Here is a 19,492-nt window from a genome sequence, read left to right as displayed (position 1 = left end):
ATGGCCGTTTGCAGGTTGTTTGCAGGTTTTATCCGCGGCGGGTTGCGCCCAGAAAGCGGAGCTGGCCAGTGTACGGGTGACTTCGGCTAGCCCAGGCGTGCGCTCTCAAACATCCGTATGAGCCGCGATGAACTGCTTGATTTGCTCCACATCGGCGGGCAAGACCTCGAAGCGCTGCGGCAACGCTTCCAGCCCGGCAAATGCCGGTGGCCGCTCAGGCTCACGCTGCAAGGCCTCACGGATGGTTTCGCCGAACTTAACCGGTTGCGCGGTCTCCAGCACGATCATCGGCACCCCTGGCTGCAGATGCTCACGCGCCACGGTCACGCCGTCAGCCGTGTGGGTATCAATCATCGTGTGATAACGCTCGAATACATCGCGGATCGCCGCAACACGGTCAGCATGGCTGCTGCGCCCAGAGACAAAACCAAACGCTTTCACACGGGCAAAATCGCCGCTGGCAGCGAGATCAAAACCGCCCTTTTCTTCGACATCGCGGAACAACTGAAGTACCCGGGCAGGATCACGGCCAAGCAGGTCAAAGACAAAACGCTCGAAATTCGACGCCTTCGAGATATCCATGCTCGGACTGCTGGTGTGATACGTCTCGGCCGCCTTGCGCACGCGGTAAATGCCGGTGCGGAAAAACTCATCGAGCACGTCGTTTTCGTTGGTGGCTACCACCAGCTTTTCGATCGGCAGCCCCATCATCCGCGCGATATGACCCGCGCAAACATTGCCGAAATTGCCAGAGGGCACCGTGAACGACACGCGCTCGTCATTCGACTGCGTAGCGGCGAAATAGCCCTTGAAGTAATAGATAACCTGCGCCACCACGCGGGCCCAGTTGATCGAGTTGACCGTGCCGATACGGTATTTCGCCTTGAATGCGTGATCGTTAGAAACCGCCTTGACGATATCCTGGCAATCGTCAAACACCCCTTGCACTGCCAGATTGAAGATGTTCGGGTCTTGCAGGCTATACATCTGCGCGGTCTGAAACGCGCTCATTTTCTGGTGCGGCGACAGCATGAACACGCGCACACCACGTTTGCCACGCATCGCATATTCAGCAGCGCTCCCCGTGTCGCCGGATGTAGCACCGAGAATATTCAGCGTCTCGTTGTGCTGGCCCAGCGCGTATTCGAACAGGTTGCCGATCAACTGCATCGCCATGTCCTTGAATGCGAGCGTCGGCCCGTTGGAGAGTTCAAGCAGCGACAGCGGCGCGCCGTTTTCAATACCGAGCGTTTTGAGCGGCGTGATCTGCGTGGCCTGCTCGTCGTGACGCACGTTGCAATAAATGTCCGGGGTATAGGTGCGGCGTGTCAGCGCCCGCAGATCGTCAGGCGGAATGTCGTCGCTGAACTTCGACAAAATCTCGAACGCCAGATCGGCATATGACAGCGTGCGCCAGCGCGTCAGTTCATCGGCCGACACCCGGGGATAGGACGCTGGCAAATACAGCCCGCCATCGCGTGCCAGGCCGCCCAGCAAAATATCGGAAAAAGTATGGCGCTCACCGGCACCAGCGCCGCGCGTGGAAAGATAGTTCATATGTGATGGGTGACCTAGTTCAGTGCTTCCATGCGCAAACGCGTCACTTTTGAGACCACCGTGGTCAGTGACTCAATCTCACGAATCGCCGCGTTGACGTACTTTTCGACGGTTTCATGCGTGAGCAGAATAATGTCGGTTTCGCCCTTGCCGTGATCGTCAACCTGCTCCGACTCTTTTTGCAGCAACGCATCAATCGAAATTCCGGCATCCGCAAGAATGCGGGTAATGCCCGCGAGCACGCCTGTCACATCCGCCACCCGCAAACGCAGGTAGTAGCTGCTGACGATTTCTTCGATAGGCAGGATGGGCGTGCTCGATAGACGGTCAGGCTGGAACGCAAGGTGTGGCACGCGGTGTTCCGGGTCAGCGGTATGCAGCCGGGTAACGTCGACCAGATCGGCTACCACCGCAGACGCCGTAGGCTCCGCGCCCGCGCCCTTGCCGTAATACAGCGTCGTGCCCACCGCATCGCCATGCACCACGACCGCATTCATCGCGCCTTCGACATTGGCTAGCAGGCGTTTTTCAGGGATCAGCGTGGGGTGGACCCGCAGTTCAATGCCTGCTTCCGTGCGACGGGCAATGCCCAGCAGCTTGATGCGATACCCCAGCTCTTCGGCATAACGAATGTCGATCGCAGCCAGTTGGCTGATCCCTTCGACATACGCGCGCTCGAATTGAACCGGCACCCCAAACGCAATCGCGCTCATGATGGTCGCCTTGTGCGCGGCATCCACCCCTTCGATATCGAAGGTCGGATCGGCTTCGGCGTAGCCCAGCTCCTGAGCGGCCTTGAGCGCGGTGGCGAAATCCAGCCCGCGGTCGCGCATCTCCGAGAGGATGTAATTGGTGGTGCCGTTGATAATGCCCGCGATGTACTGAATGCGGTTAGCTGTCAGGCCTTCGCGCAGCGCCTTGATGATCGGAATGCCACCCGCCACCGCCGCTTCAAATGCAACTATCACGCCATTGGCACGCGCTGCTTCGAAAATCTCCGTGCCATGCACGGCGAGCAATGCCTTGTTGGCGGTCACGACATGCTTGCGATTGGCCAGCGCACGCAACACCAGCTCGCGGGCAAGCCCGGTGCCGCCGATCATCTCTGCGACGATATCCAGCGAGGGATCGTCGACCACGGCGTTGAAATCGTCCGTTACCTCCACGCTGCTGGCCGCGTCACCCAGTGCGGCAAGCGCTTTGGCGGGCTGGCGCACGGCGATGCGGGCGATTTCGATGCCACGTCCCGCACGTCGTTTAATTTCTTCCTGATTGCGGCGCAGTACCGTGAAGGTGCCGCTGCCCACTGTGCCAAAGCCCAGCAATCCCACTTTGATTGGTTCCATGCCGCGTGTCGTGTTGAGTAAAAAGTTAAGGTAAGGGCAACAGCCTCAGGCCGCATGACGTTTGCGGTAGCCATCGAGAAAGCGTGCGATCCGGTTGATCGAATCGGTCAGATCATCGACATTCGGCAAAAACACGACGCGGAAATGATCCGGCGTTTTCCAGTTAAAGCCGCTGCCTTGCACCAGCAACACACGCTCGGCCAGCAGCAAATCAAGAATGAATTGCTGGTCGTTTTCAATCGGATACATCTTCGGATCAAGCCGCGGAAACATATACAGCGCGGCATCGGGTTTGACGCAGGTCACACCGGGAATCGAGGTCAGCAGATCGTAGGCGACCTGGCGCTGACGATACAGCCGGCCGCCAGGAAGAATCAGGTCCTGGATGCTCTGATAGCCGCCGAGCGCGGTTTGAATCGCGTACTGGCCGGGCACGTTGGGACACAAGCGCATCGACGCCAGAATGCCCAACCCTTCAAAGTAATCTTTAGCGCGCCGCCGGTTGGCTCCGGTCAGCCCGGAAATATACATCCAGCCGGCCCGATAGCCGCATGAGCGGTAGCTTTTGGAAAGACTGTTGAACGTGACGGTCAGCACGTCATCAGACAGCGCGCCGAGCGCCGTATGCTGCTTGCCGTCGTAGATGATCTTGTCGTAGACCTCATCGGCAAAAATAATCAGGCCGTGTTCGCGGGCAATGCCGATCAGTTCCAGCAGCAACGCATCCGAATACAGCGCGCCGGTTGGATTATTCGGATTAATTACGACCAGCGCGCGAGTGTTCGGTGTGATCTTGCGGCGGATATCGTCTGGGTCGGGCATCCACTGATTGGCTTCATCGCAGATGTAGTGCACCGGCGTGCCGCCCGACAAGCTGACTCCGGCGGTCCAGAGCGGATAATCCGGCGCTGGCAGCAAGACCTCATCACCATCGTTGAGCAACGCCTGAAGCGCCATCACGATCAGTTCGGACGCGCCGTTGCCAATATAGATATCGTCCAGTTCAACGCCTTGCACACCCTTTTGCTGGGCGTAATGCATGATCGCCTTGCGCGCCGCGAACACCCCTTTGGAATCGGAATACCCCGACGAGCCGGGCAAATTCAGGATCATGTCCTGGATGATTTCATCGGGAGCGTCGAAGCCAAACGCGGCCAGATTGCCAATGTTCAGCTTGATAATCCGGTGACCTTCTTCTTCCAGCCGTTTGGCGTGTTCGAGGACGGGCCCGCGGATGTCGTAGCAGACATTCAGTAGCTTGTTGGATTTGAGAATCGGTTTCACGGCAGGCACTTCATCCTGGAGTTAAGTCAACCTAAGTCAACCGGGCAAGCCCGAAAGGCGTGGAAATGAGGTGGGACAGACTGGAACCATGGCAACCGGAACCAGTTCTGCAACGTTGTCGAGGGCGCGGCAGTCCGGCACTGAGTGTCCTGCAAGCTCCTGCGGGCATTAACCAGGCACCTGAGCGAGTATCTGACCAGGTATCAGCTCAAGTACCCGCTCAAGTACCCGCCGAAACACCGCCAGACGTAAAAAAAGCCGCAGCGCACTATCACGCACTGTCAGGCTGGGCCGCGCAAAAAGCTATAATTTAGCGGATTTTAGCCGAGTTCCGCAATGCATCAGCCATCGCGGCAACGGTTTGTACACAAGGCGTGCGCCTCCTCCAGCGGGTCGCCCGGCAAGCCCGATCTCTCACGAACCCCCGGAAAACCAGTTTGAAACTACACCAGGACTCCAGCGGCGCGCTCAACACCGTTACCGGCTATGGCCCCGGCTACGTCGAAATCAACCTTGAGCGCCATACCGGCAGCATTGTGCTGTTGCCTGACACACCGGTCATCGCATGGCCGGTGTCATCTTTTGAGACCCTCAGCGCGGCCGACTTCGACCTCCTGCTTGCCCCTGCGCCCGAAGTCCTGATCTTCGGCAGTGGCGAGCGCCTGCGTTTCCCCCATCCCAGACTGACAGCCGCTCTTGCGGCCCATCGCATTGGTGTTGAAACCATGGACTTCAAAGCCGCCTGCCGCACCTACAACATCTTGATGGCGGAAGGCCGCAAAGTCGCTGCCGCCTTGCTGATCGAAGCCTAAGCCCACATGGTTTTATGCCAGCGGCCAGCGCGGTTCGCGTAAACTGCGCGGCGATACGTGGTACGTGGCCGGGCAAATAGGGGCACATAGCGGGCATCAACCCGCCACCAACGCCCTACTCAACCTGCTGCGCACACGGCCAACCAACACACTTGATTAATCGACAGGCTGAAACCCATGAACGATACGCCTTACCGGCTAACGCTCCAGCGCAGCACCATCGTGCTGCTGGTGCTGGCGCTCGCTGTTGTTTGGTTTGTCCCGCTCGGCTGGCGCTACCTGCTGCCTAGCGATGAAGGCCGTTACGCTGAAATGGCGCGTGAAATGTTCGTCACCGGCGACTGGATTACTCCGCGCTATAACGGCTACAAATATTTCGAAAAACCTCCCCTGCAAACCTGGGCCAATGCGCTGACCTTCGCCTGGTTCGGCATTGGCGACTGGCAGGCGCGGCTCTATACCGCACTCACCGGCTTTGCGGGTGTGCTGCTAGTCGGCTACACCGGAGCCCGGGTGTTTAACCCTGCCGCTGGACTCTTTGCCGCAGTCGTCCTCGCTACTTCGCCCTACTGGAACCTGATGGGCCACTTCAATGCCCTCGATATGGGGCTGTCGTTCTGGATGGCGTTGACGTTGTGCGCACTACTGCTGGCCCAGCGCCCGAACCTGCCCAGCAACCAGGTGCGCCTCTGGATGTGGGCGTGCTGGGCCTCGATGGCTCTGGCGGTGCTCTCCAAAGGACTGATCGGCGTAATCCTGCCAGGCGCGGTGCTTGTGCTTTACACCCTTGCCGCACGCGACTGGGCAATCTGGAAGCGTCTCTATCTGGTAAGCGGCCTGATGCTCTTTTTTGCGCTCTCGGTGCCGTGGTTTGTACTGGTGCAGCAGCGCAACCCCGAGTTCCTGAATTTCTTTTTCATCGTCCAGCAATTCCAGCGCTACCTCACGCCGGAACAAAACCGGCCCGGCCCGGTGTATTACTTCGTCGCCGTGATTCTGGTGGGGTTTTTGCCGTGGCTCTCGCTCAGCGTTCAGAGCATCCGTCACGCTCTACGCCTGCCACGCCAGCCCAACGGCTTTGCGCCCGTGATCCTGCTGCTGGTATGGGCCAGTTTCATCTTTGTCTTTTTCAGCGCCTCGCATTCAAAGCTCGTCTCCTACGTCTTGCCTATTGCCCCCGCGCTGGCACTGCTGATCGGCATGTACTTGCCGCTCGTGACACGTGACCAATGGCGTCGTCATCTGGTGGGCTACGCGGTTTTTCTGCTCGTAGCAGCTTTCGGTGCGATTTTCCTCGGCCATGCGGGTGATTCGCGCAATCCCAATGAGCTGTACGTGGCATATCGCACCTGGGTCTTCGCCGCACTCGGCGTGGCCTTTGTGCTGACGCTAGCGGCGTTATGGCTGAACCGCCGCTGCAAAACCGGCATCACGGCTGCCGTGATCGCCTTCGGTGCTGGCTGGCTGCTGCTCGGCACGATTGCGGGCACGGGCCACAACCTTTTCGGCCGCCTCAGTTCGGGGGCACCGCTCGCGCCCGCCATCAAGGCTGCGCTGGCGCAACTGCCACCCGATACGCCGTTTTATTCCGTTGGCGTGCTGGATCACACCCTGCCGTTCTATGTCGGGCACACCACCATCATGGTTCAGCACGCTGATGAGCTAGCGTTTGGCGTGTCAGTCGAGCCAGAAAAATGGGTGCCCACCATCGACGAATGGCGCGCGCGCTGGGAAGCTGAACGCTACGCGCTGGCGCTGCTGCCCACCAGCCGCTACGAAGAACTCAAGGCGCAGCAGGTGCCGATGCAGGTGATTGCCCGTGATTCACGCCGCGTCATCGTAGAAAAACCACAACCGTGATTCGACTCTCTAACAAGCACACGCCATGAATCCCGTTTCACTCATCTGCATTCTCAGCGGGGTCGCATTGAATGCCTGCGCCCAATTGCTGCTCAAAGCCGGGACAAATGCCGTTGGACACTTCGAATTCACCCGTGCGAACATCCTGCCCATCGGTTTCAGGCTGGCCACCCAATGGCCCGTGATCGGTGGCCTTGCATGCTATGTGATCAGCGTCGTCGTGTGGATTCTCGGGCTATCGCGGGTTGATGTTTCCATTGCGTATCCGATGCTGTCACTCGGCTACGTCGTGAATGCGTTCGCCGCCTGGTATCTGTTTGGCGAGGTGCTATCGCTACAACGCCTGATCGGCATCGGCATTATTTTGCTTGGCGTGGCCGTGCTGGCACGTAGCTAACCCAAGCCGCCGGGTTAGGTCGAGCCCAACCGTGCGCCGGCCAGATACGCTTCACACCAGCCCGCTGCTCATCCAGCGGACGGCTTTTCGTCTCTCTGTTCTGGCAGCGCCCTGTCTTTTTTCTGCCCTTTTTATCGAGCCGAGCTTTTCATGACCCAGTCATCCGTTCCGTTTTTGCCGTTTGTTCGTCCGGAAATCGATGAAGCAACCATCGCGGGCGTAGCCGAAGTGCTCCGTTCAGGCTGGATCACCACCGGCCCGCAGAACCAGCAGTTCGAAGCAGAACTCTCCGCCTGGTGCGGCGGGCGTCCAGTGCGCACCTTCAATTCCGGCACGGCCACCCTTGAAATCGGTTTGTTGATCGCTGGCGTGGGCCCGGGTGACGAAGTCATCACCACTCCGGCTTCGTGGGTCTCCACCAGCAACGTCATCATCGAAACCGGCGCTACGCCGGTATTTGTCGACATCGACCCGCGCACCCGCAATCTCGACCTGACACGGGTCGAACAAGCCATCACACCGCGCACCAAGGCGATTATTCCGGTGTATCTGTCGGGCTTGCCCGTTGATATGGACCATCTGTACCGGATCGCCCGCGAGCACAAGCTGCGCGTGATCGAAGATGCCGCGCAGGCCTTCGGCTCAAGCTGGAACGGCAAGCGTATCGGCCAGTCCGGCGACCTTGTCTCATTCAGCTTTCATGCCAACAAAAACCTGACCACCATCGAAGGCGGCGCGCTGGTACTCAATAACGAAGACGAAGCGCTGCTGGCACAAAAATACCGGCTGCAAGGCATCACCCGCACAGGCTTCGACGGCATGGACTGCGACGTGCTGGGCGGCAAGTACAACCTGACCGATGTTGCAGCCCGGGTAGGGCTCGGGCAATTGCCGCACATCGAACGTTTTACGGCGCAGCGCCGCAAGCTGGCGCAGGCTTATTTCGCCGGATTTGCGTCAGGCGCTGCGCTCAAGCTGGGAGTGGGCCTGCCGGTCGCGGATTTCACCAACAGCAACTGGCATATGTTCCAGATCACCCTGCCGCTTGCCAACCTGAACCTTGAGCGCGCGGGCTTCATGGACGCGCTCAAACAGCGCGGCATTGGCTCGGGCGTGCATTACCCGGCAATCCATCTGTTTTCGCTCTACCGCGCACGAGGCTTCCACGAAGGCATGTTCCCGCATGCGGAGCGCTTCGGTGCCAGCACCGTCACCCTGCCGCTGTTTACGCAGATGACCGAAGCCGACGTCGTGCGGGTGTGCCAGGCAGTCAACGAAATTTGCGAACAACACGGAAAGTAAGCGGACATGAGCCACCTGGAAACAGAAGCAGAAACCACAACCGAGCCGTCGCACGCCGCGCCGGAAATCTCAATCGTCGTTCCGGTCTACAACGAGGAAGCCGGGCTAGCGGCGCTTTACGCCCGGCTATATCCCGCGCTGGATGCACTCGGAACCAGCTATGAGGTGATCTTCGTCAACGATGGCAGCCGCGACCAGTCTGCCGCGCTACTGGCGCAACAGTTTCGCGCCCGGCCGGACACCACACGGGTCATTTTGCTCAACGGCAACTATGGCCAGCACATGGCGATCCTGGCGGGCTTCGAGCAATCACGCGGCGAAATCGTCATCACGCTCGACGCCGATCTGCAAAATCCACCCGAAGAAATCAGCCGGCTCGCGGCCAAGATGCGCGAAGGCTACGACTACGTCGGCACGATCCGTCTGCAACGCCAGGACAGCCTGTGGCGGCGCAAGGCCTCACAAATCATGAACCGCCTGCGCGAGCGCATCACGCGGATCAAGATGACCGACCAGGGCTGCATGCTGCGCGCCTACAGCCGCCATATCATCGATACGATCAACTGTTGCGGTGAAATCAACACGTTTATTCCCGCGCTCGCTTATACCTTTGCGCAAAATCCAGTCGAAATTGAAGTCGCACACGAAGAGCGTTTTGCGGGCGAATCCAAATATTCTCTCTACAGCCTGATCCGGCTCAACTTTGATCTGGTGACCGGGTTTTCGGTGGTGCCGCTGCAATGGCTGTCTTTCATCGGCGTGATCCTGTCGCTGGGCTCGGCTGCACTGTTCGTGCTGTTGCTGATCCGCCGCTTCATCCTTGGTGCCGAAGTGCAAGGCGTGTTCACCCTGTTTGCGATTACGTTCTTTCTGCTGGGGGTGATTATTTTCGCGCTCGGCCTGCTTGGCGAATACATCGGCCGGATTTATCAGCAAGTGCGGGCACGGCCGCGCTATCTGGTGCAAACCATCCTTGAACAGCGCAATGGCACAGCCGTCGCGCTCACACCGCGCCCGGCGCTCGCGCAAAGTGTGCAGGGCACACAACAAAGCACACAAGGCACCACTACCAGCAGCAAGGGCCCGCTGTGAAGCCGCGCGCGGTTGTTTTTGCCTATCACAACGTCGGCGTGCGCTGCCTGCAAGTACTGCTCGCGCGCGGCGTCGACGTCGCGCTGGTCGTCACGCACGATGACAACCCGAACGAGCGCATCTGGTTTGACAGCGTGGCCGCCGTGGCCGCCGAGCATGGCATCGCCACGCTCACCGAGGCTGACGCGCAAAGCGGCGCATTGCACGCCGCTGTCAGCGCAACACGGCCTGATTTTATTTTTTCGTTTTATTACCGGCAGATGCTGCCTGTCGCGCTGCTGGCGCTAGCCACACGGGGCGCATACAACATGCACGGCTCACTGCTGCCGAAGTATCGCGGCCGCGTGCCTACCAACTGGGCTGTGCTCAACGGCGAAAGCGAAACCGGCGCGACGCTGCACGAGATGGCCGCCAAGCCCGACGCAGGGGCCATCATCGACCAGACCTCCGTGCCCATCCTGCCTGACGATACCGCCGCCCAGGTCTTTGACAAAGTCACGGTAGCCGCCGAGCAAACGCTCTGGCGCGTGCTGCCCGCGCTGCTGGCCGGCACCGCACCGCGCCTGCCCAACGACCTGGCCCGCGGCAGCTACTTCGGCGGCCGCCAGCCCGAAGATGGCCGTATCGACTGGCAACAACCCGCGCAGCAGGTCTACAACCTGATCCGCGCCGTCGCTCCGCCCTATCCTGGAGCCTTCACCGAGATCAACGGCACACGCCTGATCGTCGCCCGGGCACGGCTGACGGCCCCAGGTACGCTGCCGCCAGATTTGCCCGCGGGGCTCCACGTAAGCGATAATGCGATCTTTGCCCAATGCGGCGATGGCCGCGCCATCAGGATCCACGCGCTACAGCGTCTATCTGCGCCGGGCAGCCAGCACCCATACGAAGACGGGGCCGAGAACAACGTCTCCCCCGCCGAACTCACCCAGCTTCTTCACTCTTCCCTCCATTCATGAAAAAAGTCCTGATTCTGGGCGTCAATGGCTTCATTGGCCATCACCTGTCCAAACGCATTCTCGAAACAACCGATTGGGAAGTGTTTGGCATGGACATGCAAACCGACCGGCTGGGCGATCTGCTCCAGCACGAACGGATGCATTTCTTTGAAGGCGACATCACGATCAATAAAGAATGGGTCGAATATCACGTGAAGAAATGCGACGTGATCTTGCCCCTGGTCGCTATCGCTACCCCAGCCACTTACGTGCAGCAGCCACTGCGCGTGTTCGAACTGGACTTCGAGGCCAACCTGCCCATCGTTCGTTCGGCCGTCAAATACGGCAAGCATCTGGTGTTTCCGTCGACCTCCGAGGTCTACGGCATGTGCCGCGACGAAGCCTTTGATCCCGACGCCTCCGAGCTGACCTACGGCCCAATCAACAAGCCCCGCTGGATCTATGCCTGTTCCAAGCAACTGATGGACCGGGTGATCTGGGGCTACGGCATGCAGGACGGTTTGAACTTCACCCTGTTCCGGCCATTTAACTGGATTGGCCCAGGGCTCGATTCGATCTACACCCCGAAAGAAGGCAGCTCGCGCGTGGTCACGCAGTTTCTCGGCCATATCGTGCGTGGTGAGAACATCAGCCTCGTCGACGGTGGCGCGCAAAAGCGGGCCTTTACCGATATCGATGACGGCATCAGCGCACTGATGAAGATCATCGACAACGCCAACGGCATCGCCTCGGGCAAGATCTACAACATCGGCAATCCGGCGAACAACTTCTCGGTGCGTGAGCTCGCGCACAAGATGCTCGCGCTCGCCGCCGAACTCCCTGAGTACGCCAGCGAAGCCAAAAAAGTCCAACTGGTTGAAACCTCATCGGGTGCGTACTACGGTTCGGGCTATCAAGACGTGCAAAACCGCGTGCCGAAAATCGACAACACGATGCAAGAACTCGACTGGGCACCAACGTCCACCTTCGATGAAGCGCTGCGCAAGATTTTCGAAGCGTATCGCAACCATGTCGGCGAAGCGCGCGCGCTCGTCGAACAACAATAAGAGCGCGCCCTTGCCCCGCATCGTTCTTAAGGTTGACGTCGATACACTGCGCGGCACGCGCGAAGGCGCACCCTGCCTGGCACGGCTTTTCGAGCGTTACCAGGCACAGGCCACCTTTCTGTTCAGCCTCGGGCCGGATCACACCGGCTGGGCCATGCGCCGGGTGTTCCGGCCGGGTTTTCTGCAAAAAGTGTCGCGTACCTCGGTGGTTGAGCATTACGGCATCCGGCAACTGATGTACGGCGTGCTGCTGCCGGGTCCGGACATTGGCCGGCGCGCGGCAGCCGACATGCAGGCCATCCAGCAGGCTGGATTCGAATGCGGCATTCATACATGGGACCACGTCTACTGGCAGGACAACGTGCGTACCCGGTCGCACGAGTGGACCCTGGCGCAGATGCAGCGCAGTCACGAGCGTTTTAGCGAAATTTTTGGTACAGCGCCGCTCACACACGGTGCCGCAGGCTGGCAGATGAACGAGCACGCGTTCAGGCAGATTGACGCATGGGGGATGCAGTACGCATCAGATGGCCGGGGGCATACGCCCTACTTTCCGGTTGTCGATGGCGTCACGCTGACACATGTGCAAATCCCCACCACACTGCCCACGCTCGACGAAGTGCTCGGCACCGATGGCCTTGACACCAGCAACGTCGCCGCATGGCTGCTCAAACGCACCGAGCATGCCACGCAAGACCAGGTCTTCACGCTGCACGCCGAACTGGAAGGACAAAAGCTCGCGCCAGTCTTCGAACAACTGCTGGCTGGCTGGCAGGCGCAAGGCCATACATTCGCCACAATGGGCCAGTACCATGCCGCGCTGGATCGTCATGCGCTGCCGTCGTATCCCATTACATGGGGTGAAATTCCTGGGCGATCCGGCGAACTGATCGTCCAGCCTGCCTGAACGTTTTGTCCGTCACGTCATTGCAGCACCGGGTCTAGCGCACGGCCGGGTGCTGCCGGCCAGTCCATTACTCTTGGAGCCTTCCGTGTCTATCGCAGTTGACCAGCCCGTTCCCGATTTCACCGCGTCAGCAACCGGCGCAGACATCACGCTGTCCAGCCTCCGGGGTAAAAAAGTCGTGCTGTATTTCTATCCCAAAGACAATACGCCCGGCTGCACCACCGAAAGCCTGCAGTTCCGCGACCTCTACCCCGAATTTCAGGCGGCTGGCGCAGAAATCATCGGCATTTCACGTGACAGCCTCCGTTCGCATGACAACTTCAAAGCCAAGCTCGAGCTGCCATTCCCGCTGATCTCCGATCCGCAGGAAACGCTCTGCACGCTGTTTGGTGTGATGAAGCTGAAAAAAATGTACGGCAAGGAAGTCCGCGGCATTGAGCGCTCAACCTTCGTGCTTGATGCGGCTGGCGTGCTGCGCCACGAGTGGCGCGGCGTCAAGGTTCCAGGACATGTCGACGAAACCCTGCAAGCTGTACAAGCGCTCTGAGCCGCGCTATATTCAGCCGCAATGAGTGCCCACCCCATACTGTTCATCGCTGCGCCAGATTGCACGCTTTCGCGTCTGAACGCGTGCAACGCCTTGCGATGATCTCAGCCAAGCCGCTTGCCCATTGTGTCTGGGCAGCGGCTTTTTTCATGGTGCCTGGACGTCCATTTGTCCGTTCTCGCACGTTTGTCAAGGAGCCGATCGAAAAACAGGCGAACTGGCATTTCTAGACCGAAGCGCGCCTCCGGGCGCAGCCTGCGTGCCAGCTTTCAGCACAGCAGGATGCGACAGGCGGCGCACGATATGTGACCCGATTATTTCGAGGGAAACCATGCCTTTGCCTACCCCCCCCAGCAAACTCGGCAACCTCTTGCCCGCCGACGAATACAAGACGAATGCCCAGCCTGCAAAACCGGGCAAAAAAACCGCCGCCACACGCGCGGCAACCGAGCCCGATAACGACCAAACCAGCGTTGCTGCACCCAGCACACCAGCGGCAAACGTGAGCTCAACGCGGTCAGCCGCGCCAATGGACAACACCGTCCCCACTCGCAGCCGCAAGTCGCGGCAAACCGCTGCGTTGTTGCAGGCGGCACCCGCATCCGCCACGCCCAGCCCGGCCCAGGAAGCGCGGCACGAGCAACACGAAGCAGTGGCACCCGTAGCTGTTCGCGCGAGCAAGGCACCGGTCAACGGCACTATCGCACCCATAGCCACCGCACCCGTGGCTTCCACCTCCAGCCGCAAGCGCAATAACAAGCGCGGTGAGACCGAAACCCGCAAGCTGTTCGTGCTCGACACCAACGTGCTGATGCACGATCCAAGCTGCTTGTTCCGTTTCGAAGAACACGACGTCTATCTGCCGATGATGACGCTCGAAGAACTCGACAATCACAAAAAGGGAATGTCGGAAGTCGCGCGCAACGCCCGCCAGGTTAGCCGCACGCTCGATGGTCTGGTCGCCAATACCGGTGAAATGTCAGAAGGCATTCCGCTATCGCGCCTCGGTAGCCGCGAAGCACTGGGATGCCTGTATTTCCAGACCCGGCTCACGCACATCGAGCCGGTGGAGGGCTTGCCTCAGGGCAAGGCTGATAACCAGATTCTGGGTGTCGTGCGAGCCTTGCAGCGCGACCGCGAAGACCGTCAGGTCGTGCTGGTGTCGAAAGACATCAATATGCGCATCAAGGCGCACGCGCTTGGCCTGCCTGCAGAAGATTATTTCAACGATCAGGTGCTGGAAGACAAGGACCTGCTGTATTCCGGCATCCGCGCGCTGCCCCAGGATTTCTGGATCAAGCACGCCAAGGGCATGGAAAGCTGGCAGGACACCAAAAACGGCACCACGTATTACCGCGTGACGGGGCCGTTATGCGCGTCGATGCTGGTGAACGAATTCGTCTATCTCGAGCCGCAAAATGGCGAGCCATCGTTCCACGCCCTGGTGCGCGAACTCAATGGCAAAACAGCGCTGCTGCAAACGCTGCGCGACTACGGCCACAACAAGAACAACGTGTGGGGCATCACGGCACGCAACCGCGAACAGAATTTCGCGCTGAACCTGCTGATGAATCCCGAGATTGATTTCGTCACGTTGCTGGGCCAGGCCGGAACCGGCAAGACCCTGATGGCGCTAGCGGCCGGGCTGGCACAAGTGCTCGATGACAAGCGCTACAACGAGATCATCGTGACTCGCGCCACCGTGCCGGTTGGTGAGGATATTGGTTTTCTTCCCGGTACCGAGGAAGAAAAAATGCAGCCGTGGATGGGGGCATTCGACGATAACCTCGAAGTCCTGCAGAAAACCGATGACTCCGCCGGTGAATGGGGCCGTGCCGCGACGCAGGAGCTGATCCGCTCACGCCTGAAGGTCAAGAGCATGAACTTCATGCGCGGGCGCACCTTCGTCGACAAATACCTGATTATTGACGAGGCGCAAAATCTGACGCCCAAGCAAATGAAAACCCTCGTCACTCGCGCAGGTCCTGGGACGAAGATCATCTGCCTCGGCAATATCGCGCAAATTGATACGCCGTATCTGACCGAAGGAAGTTCAGGCCTCACCTATGTCGTAGACCGGTTCAAAGGCTGGGCTCACAGCGGACATGTCACGCTGGCACGGGGTGAACGCTCGCGGCTGGCCGATTACGCTTCGGAAATCCTCTAGGTTTCAGCGCTTAACATCACGTTTCATGCTGCATTCCAGCCGTATCAGGGCACCACCCTGATACGGCTTTTTTACGCCACAAACGCCAAGCGAAGCGAAACAGGCCCCAACCCGCAAGTCGCGTTACAGCGCAACATCTCCTACATAAACTTAAGGTGAATTGTCAAGAGTTCTTGCCTGAGCCATGCTGGGCGGGCTAACATTCGCCCATCTGTTATCTATAGGCGGGCTCGCGGCCCGCTTCTGGTTTTCATGCGCCGACTCGGATTTTCGCTGCTGATTGCCTTGCTGCTCGCCGCCTGCGCGAGCCCTCCGCAAAAAACTGCACGCAGCTCAACCTCGACCAAAGCCACTGGCAGCACCTTCCGCACGCCACCAGGATTTCCCAATTTCGTCGATCGCAGTGTCGGGCGTGAAGAGATTTCGATCCAGGCAATGAGCCTGGTCGGTGTGCCATACCGCTGGGGCGGCAATACGCCAGAAAGCGGTTTCGATTGCAGTGGGCTGGTGGGCTATGTCGTATCGCGTGCCGCGTCCGTGACCCTGCCGCGCACCACGCTCGACATCAGCAGCCGTGGCCAATCAATTGAACCCGACGGCATCGCACCCGGCGACCTGATCTTCTTCAACACCACCGGCCGGGCCCATTCTCACGTCGGGATTTATGTCGGCAAGCTGCGCTTCGTCAATGCACCAGCCACCGGCGGCACCGTCCGGCTCGACTATTTGACCAATCCTTACTGGGCCAAGCGCTTCGACGGCATTCGCCGTGTCGCAGCACCCAAGGCCACCCCGGTTCCGGCTCCATTCGACGCACCCACCTGGATGGCATCGGCTCCACCCGCTCCAGCAGCCAGCCCTCGCTCAGCACCCGTCGACGCGACGCTAGCGGCACCGCTTCCCCATCACGCAACGACTAATCCGCCGCCTGAACTGGCGGCTGTCGTCACGCGCACGCCCCCGGCCGCAGTCGTATCTTCGCCGCGAGCAAGTAACGCAGATCTCATCGAACCACCCCCGTCCAGCCTGAGTGCCGCGCAAGCTCAAGCACGAGCGCTGGCTGGCAGCGCAGTGACCATAGTCAACCCCGCCACCCCGGCGTTACGCCCGGACAACGCCGTGCCAGTTAGCCCGCTGCTCACCACACAAGCACCGGCCAGCCCGGGGGCTGATGCATTTGAACCACCGCCGCCCGCAGCAGTGGCCACCCGCCAGGCCTTGCGAGCGCAAGCGGCTGAGCCATCAACGGCTAACGTCCAGGTCATACGCGCCTCATCCATCCCCCCTCGCGCCGTTTCGCCTCCTCCTGCGGCCTCAACCGATGACCCCATCGCCCGTTTCGCCAATGGCAATTTGTGAGATTGCCGCGAGGTTGCCACGTCTGGCACCTGACCCGGCCAGTCGTCGCCACACCTCAAGCGAGACCTGACCGACCTGCACCACCTGCGCCATACCCGCCCCAAAGCATGGCGGCTCTGCTATCGTTTCTCGTCTTTTCTCACAACAGCAGGTAGCAGTAATGAATCTTGAACTCGAGCAGAAGGTTGTCTTGATCACGGGTGGCAGCAAAGGCATCGGCCTTGCCTGCGCCCGTGCCTTTGCGCGCGAAGGTGCGCGCGTGGCGATTGTGTCGCGCAATGCGGCAAATCTTGCCCGTGCCCGGGAGCAACTCGCGGAGGAAGGCTTGCAGGTCCATCTGGCACGCGCGGACTTGCATGAGGCGCAAAGCGCCGCCGATGTCGTCGAAGAAGCCAGCGCTGCGCTTGGCCCGATTGACATCCTGATCAACAGCGCAGGAGCCGCGCGCCGCTACGACCCCGAGACACTCGACGCCGCCGCTTTTCGCGCGACGATGGAAGCCAAATATTTCCCCTATATCAATCCGCAGCAGGAAGTCCTGCGGCGCATGGCGCTCCGCTGCAAAACCAGCCCAGAGGCCGCGCCCGGCACCATCGTCAACATCATCGGGATGGGCGGAAAAGTAGCAAGCGACATCCATATCGCAGGCGGTGCTGCGAATGCCGCACTAATGCTGGCGACAGTGGGATTGGCACACTATTACGCCCGTTATGGCATTCGGATCAATGCGATCAATCCGGGCGCGACGTTAACTGAACGGGTTGAGGAAGCACTGGCACTGGAAGCGGGCCGGCAAGGCGTGGGGCGCGATGAAATACTCACACGCGATCAGGCTCAAGTGCCGTTGGGACGTTATGCAACGCCAGAAGAAGTGGCAAACGTCGCGCTGTTTCTGGCCAGCAAACGGGCCAGCTACGTGACAGGCGCGATTATTCCGATGGATGGAGCGAGCACACCGGTGATCTAGCTAGCGAATAACTAACTAGATAGAGCGGGCGAAAGGTTCAAACTCAGGATTCAGATCCAGGCAGCAGAAACCAGAAGCCAAAAACGATTCAGCCAGGCTATCCGCCTGGCTGAACCATTTGAAACAAACCACTCTTAAAACAAATGACGCCCGACCCACCAGCCTGCGGCCGAAAGCACTGCAGAAGCAGGAATCGTCAAGATCCAGGCCCAAACGATATTGCCCGCCACGCCCCAGCGCACAGCGCTTAGTTTGCGCGTCGCGCCCACGCCAACGATGGCACCCGTAATGGTGTGAGTCGTTGAAACCGGGATACCCAGCCACGAGGCAATAAACAACGTAATCGCACCACCCGATTCAGCACAAAACCCGCCTACCGGTTTGAGCTTGGTGATTTTCTGCCCCATCGTGCGCACGATGCGCCAGCCGCCGAACAACGTCCCCAGCCCCATTGACAGATAGCACCCAGCGATCACCCAGACCGGAGGAGCGTCAGCCGTCGCTGACGCATATCCGGCGGCAATCAGCAGCATCCAGATAATGCCGATGGTTTTCTGCGCATCGTTGCCGCCGTGTCCAAGACTGTAAAGCCCAGCCGATACCAGTTGCATATGCCGGAAACGCCGGTCCACCTTACTAGGTGGCGTGCGAAAGTAAATCCACGAAACCGCGAGCATGAAACACGAGCCCAGCACAAAGCCGAGTAGCGGCGAGATAAAAATAAAGGCAACGGTTTTGAGCAGGCCATCCATATTCAGCGAGCCCCACCCCGATTTGGCAAGCGCAGCACCCACCAGGCCGCCGATCAGCGCATGCGATGAACTCGATGGAATACCGTAATACCAGGTGACGATATTCCAGCCAATTGCACCAACCAGCGCACCGAAAATCACGTAGTGATCGACGATATCGGGGTCGATCGTGCCTTTGCCGACCGTTTGCGCCACCTTCAGATGGAACACAAAATAAGCGATGACGTTGAACGCAGCTGCGAACGCAACCGCTTGCTGCGGCTTGAGCACGCCCGTCGAAACGACCGTGGCAATGGAGTTCGCCGCGTCATGAAAACCATTCATGAAGTCGAAGATCAGCGCGACGGCAACAAGAGTGGCAACCACCCACACAGCTATTTGTATCGAATGCATCGTCCCGTCCGCTTAAGCGTTTTCCAGCACAATGCCTTCGATGATGTTCGCTACATCCTCGCATTTGTCAGTGATCGACTCCAGCAGCTCATAAATGGCCTTGAGCTTGATCAACGTTTTAACGTTGTCTTCTTCGCGGAACAGTTTGGAGATCGCTGAGCGCAGCACCCGGTCTGCTTCTGATTCGAGCCGGTCGATTTCTTCGCAGGCCTTCAGGATCTGGCTGGCCTGCTTCATGTCGGACAACATTCCGACTGCCGCCTGGACATGCTCTGCGGTTTCGGTGCAGATATGCGCAAGCTGACTCGCTTCTGAGGTCACCGCCTGAACGTCATACAACGAAATGGCTGTAGCGACATCCTCCATCAAGTCAAGGATGTCATCCATCGTCGTAATCAACTTGTGGATTTCATCCCGGTCGAGCGGCGTAATGAAGGTCTTGTGCAGCAAGTCGATCGTTTCGTGCGTGAGCTTGTCTGCAGCTTTTTCCGCTGCCTGCACGTTTTGTTTATGGACTTCCGCATCCGCCAGATTGTCGATCAGCAGTTCAAGCTCATGACTGGCTGAAACAATGCATTTAGCATGCGCGTTGAATATTTCAAAGAACTTGCCCTCGGTGGGCATGAATCGACCGAACATTGGGATCCCGGGAAATGGTCACGTAAAGACTGGCAAAAAAACCTGCGGTATTGTACCGGCGTTACCCGCCATGACAGCTAAAAAGGGGCATGACCGTGGCGTTCAT

Annotated in this window: 17 protein-coding genes; 12 read left to right on the top strand and 5 right to left on the bottom strand. The window is 59.3% G+C overall.

The genetic code is table 11. The annotated features are described in order from the left end of the window. Positions 1 to 105: 105 nt before the first annotated feature. The 3 genes from thrC to GH656_RS07305 are packed head-to-tail and all read right to left on the bottom strand — an operon-like array spanning position 106 to position 4,196. A complete protein-coding gene (gene thrC / locus GH656_RS07315) occupies positions 106 to 1,557 on the bottom strand; it encodes a threonine synthase (protein ID WP_153075268.1) in 1,452 nt (483 codons plus the stop codon). A 14-nt stretch (positions 1,558 to 1,571) separates the two neighbouring features. Next, positions 1,572 to 2,903 (bottom strand): homoserine dehydrogenase, encoded by a 1,332-nt coding sequence (locus GH656_RS07310; RefSeq protein WP_153075267.1) that lies wholly within the window; start codon positions 2,901 to 2,903, stop codon positions 1,572 to 1,574. A 45-nt stretch (positions 2,904 to 2,948) separates the two neighbouring features. After that, entirely contained in the window at positions 2,949 to 4,196 is a 1,248-nt protein-coding gene (locus tag GH656_RS07305; RefSeq protein ID WP_153075266.1) for a pyridoxal phosphate-dependent aminotransferase, read from the bottom strand. 428 nt (positions 4,197 to 4,624) lie between these two features. Here GH656_RS07305 and GH656_RS07300 point away from each other — a divergent pair, with 428 nt between their 5' ends. From GH656_RS07300 to GH656_RS07245, 12 genes are all read left to right on the top strand, one after another. Continuing rightward, entirely contained in the window at positions 4,625 to 4,999 is a 375-nt protein-coding gene (locus GH656_RS07300) for an Mth938-like domain-containing protein (protein WP_153075265.1), read from the top strand. A gap of 177 nt (positions 5,000 to 5,176) precedes the next feature. Continuing rightward, positions 5,177 to 6,859, top strand: a complete 1,683-nt coding sequence (locus GH656_RS07295; RefSeq protein WP_153075264.1) for a glycosyltransferase family 39 protein — start codon at positions 5,177 to 5,179, stop codon at positions 6,857 to 6,859. A gap of 25 nt (positions 6,860 to 6,884) precedes the next feature. Further along, positions 6,885 to 7,256: an SMR family transporter gene (locus GH656_RS07290; protein ID WP_153075263.1), complete on the top strand. Its 372-nt coding sequence runs from the start codon at positions 6,885 to 6,887 to the stop codon at positions 7,254 to 7,256. A gap of 150 nt (positions 7,257 to 7,406) precedes the next feature. Next, a complete protein-coding gene (locus tag GH656_RS07285) occupies positions 7,407 to 8,558 on the top strand; it encodes a DegT/DnrJ/EryC1/StrS family aminotransferase (protein ID WP_153075262.1) in 1,152 nt (383 codons plus the stop codon). Positions 8,559 to 8,564: 6 nt separating this feature from the next. Continuing rightward, positions 8,565 to 9,650 carry a glycosyltransferase gene (locus GH656_RS07280; protein WP_153075261.1) on the top strand — a complete coding sequence of 362 codons (1,086 nt, stop codon included), beginning with the start codon at positions 8,565 to 8,567 and terminating at the stop codon, positions 9,648 to 9,650. Beyond that, on the top strand, positions 9,647 to 10,609 hold the full coding sequence (locus GH656_RS07275) for a formyltransferase (RefSeq protein ID WP_153075260.1): 963 nt from the start codon (positions 9,647 to 9,649) through the stop codon (positions 10,607 to 10,609). The genes GH656_RS07280 and GH656_RS07275 overlap by 4 nt, the downstream gene beginning before the upstream one ends. Further along, positions 10,606 to 11,655: a bifunctional UDP-4-keto-pentose/UDP-xylose synthase gene (locus GH656_RS07270; protein WP_153075259.1), complete on the top strand. Its 1,050-nt coding sequence runs from the start codon at positions 10,606 to 10,608 to the stop codon at positions 11,653 to 11,655. The genes GH656_RS07275 and GH656_RS07270 overlap by 4 nt, the downstream gene beginning before the upstream one ends. A 10-nt stretch (positions 11,656 to 11,665) precedes the next feature. After that, the gene (locus tag GH656_RS07265; protein ID WP_153075258.1) at positions 11,666 to 12,562 is read left to right on the top strand and encodes a polysaccharide deacetylase family protein; all 897 of its coding nucleotides are present in this window, start codon (positions 11,666 to 11,668) and stop codon (positions 12,560 to 12,562) included. An 85-nt stretch (positions 12,563 to 12,647) separates the two neighbouring features. Next, positions 12,648 to 13,109, top strand: coding sequence for a peroxiredoxin (locus tag GH656_RS07260; protein WP_153075257.1), 462 nt, complete (start codon positions 12,648 to 12,650; stop codon positions 13,107 to 13,109). Between the two features lie 331 nt (positions 13,110 to 13,440). Beyond that, positions 13,441 to 15,276 (top strand): PhoH family protein, encoded by a 1,836-nt coding sequence (locus GH656_RS07255; protein WP_153075256.1) that lies wholly within the window; start codon positions 13,441 to 13,443, stop codon positions 15,274 to 15,276. A gap of 252 nt (positions 15,277 to 15,528) precedes the next feature. Further along, positions 15,529 to 16,635: a C40 family peptidase gene (locus GH656_RS07250; protein WP_153075255.1), complete on the top strand. Its 1,107-nt coding sequence runs from the start codon at positions 15,529 to 15,531 to the stop codon at positions 16,633 to 16,635. A gap of 160 nt (positions 16,636 to 16,795) precedes the next feature. Beyond that, positions 16,796 to 17,602, top strand: a complete 807-nt coding sequence (locus tag GH656_RS07245) for an SDR family NAD(P)-dependent oxidoreductase (protein ID WP_153075254.1) — start codon at positions 16,796 to 16,798, stop codon at positions 17,600 to 17,602. A 134-nt stretch (positions 17,603 to 17,736) separates the two neighbouring features. On the opposite strand, the gene GH656_RS07240 is transcribed toward GH656_RS07245, so the two are convergent. Further along, a complete protein-coding gene (locus tag GH656_RS07240; RefSeq protein WP_153075253.1) occupies positions 17,737 to 18,747 on the bottom strand; it encodes an inorganic phosphate transporter in 1,011 nt (336 codons plus the stop codon). Between the two features lie 12 nt (positions 18,748 to 18,759). Beyond that, positions 18,760 to 19,386 (bottom strand): DUF47 domain-containing protein, encoded by a 627-nt coding sequence (locus tag GH656_RS07235; protein ID WP_153075252.1) that lies wholly within the window; start codon positions 19,384 to 19,386, stop codon positions 18,760 to 18,762. Positions 19,387 to 19,492 lie beyond the last annotated feature (106 nt).

Origin of the sequence: Paraburkholderia bonniea (assembly GCF_009455625.1) — a bacterium.
GTDB classification, from domain to species: Bacteria; Pseudomonadota; Gammaproteobacteria; order Burkholderiales; family Burkholderiaceae; genus Paraburkholderia; species Paraburkholderia bonniea.
The sequence above is the reverse complement of the archived record's forward strand: the minus strand, read 5'-3'. Positions and strand labels throughout refer to the sequence as shown.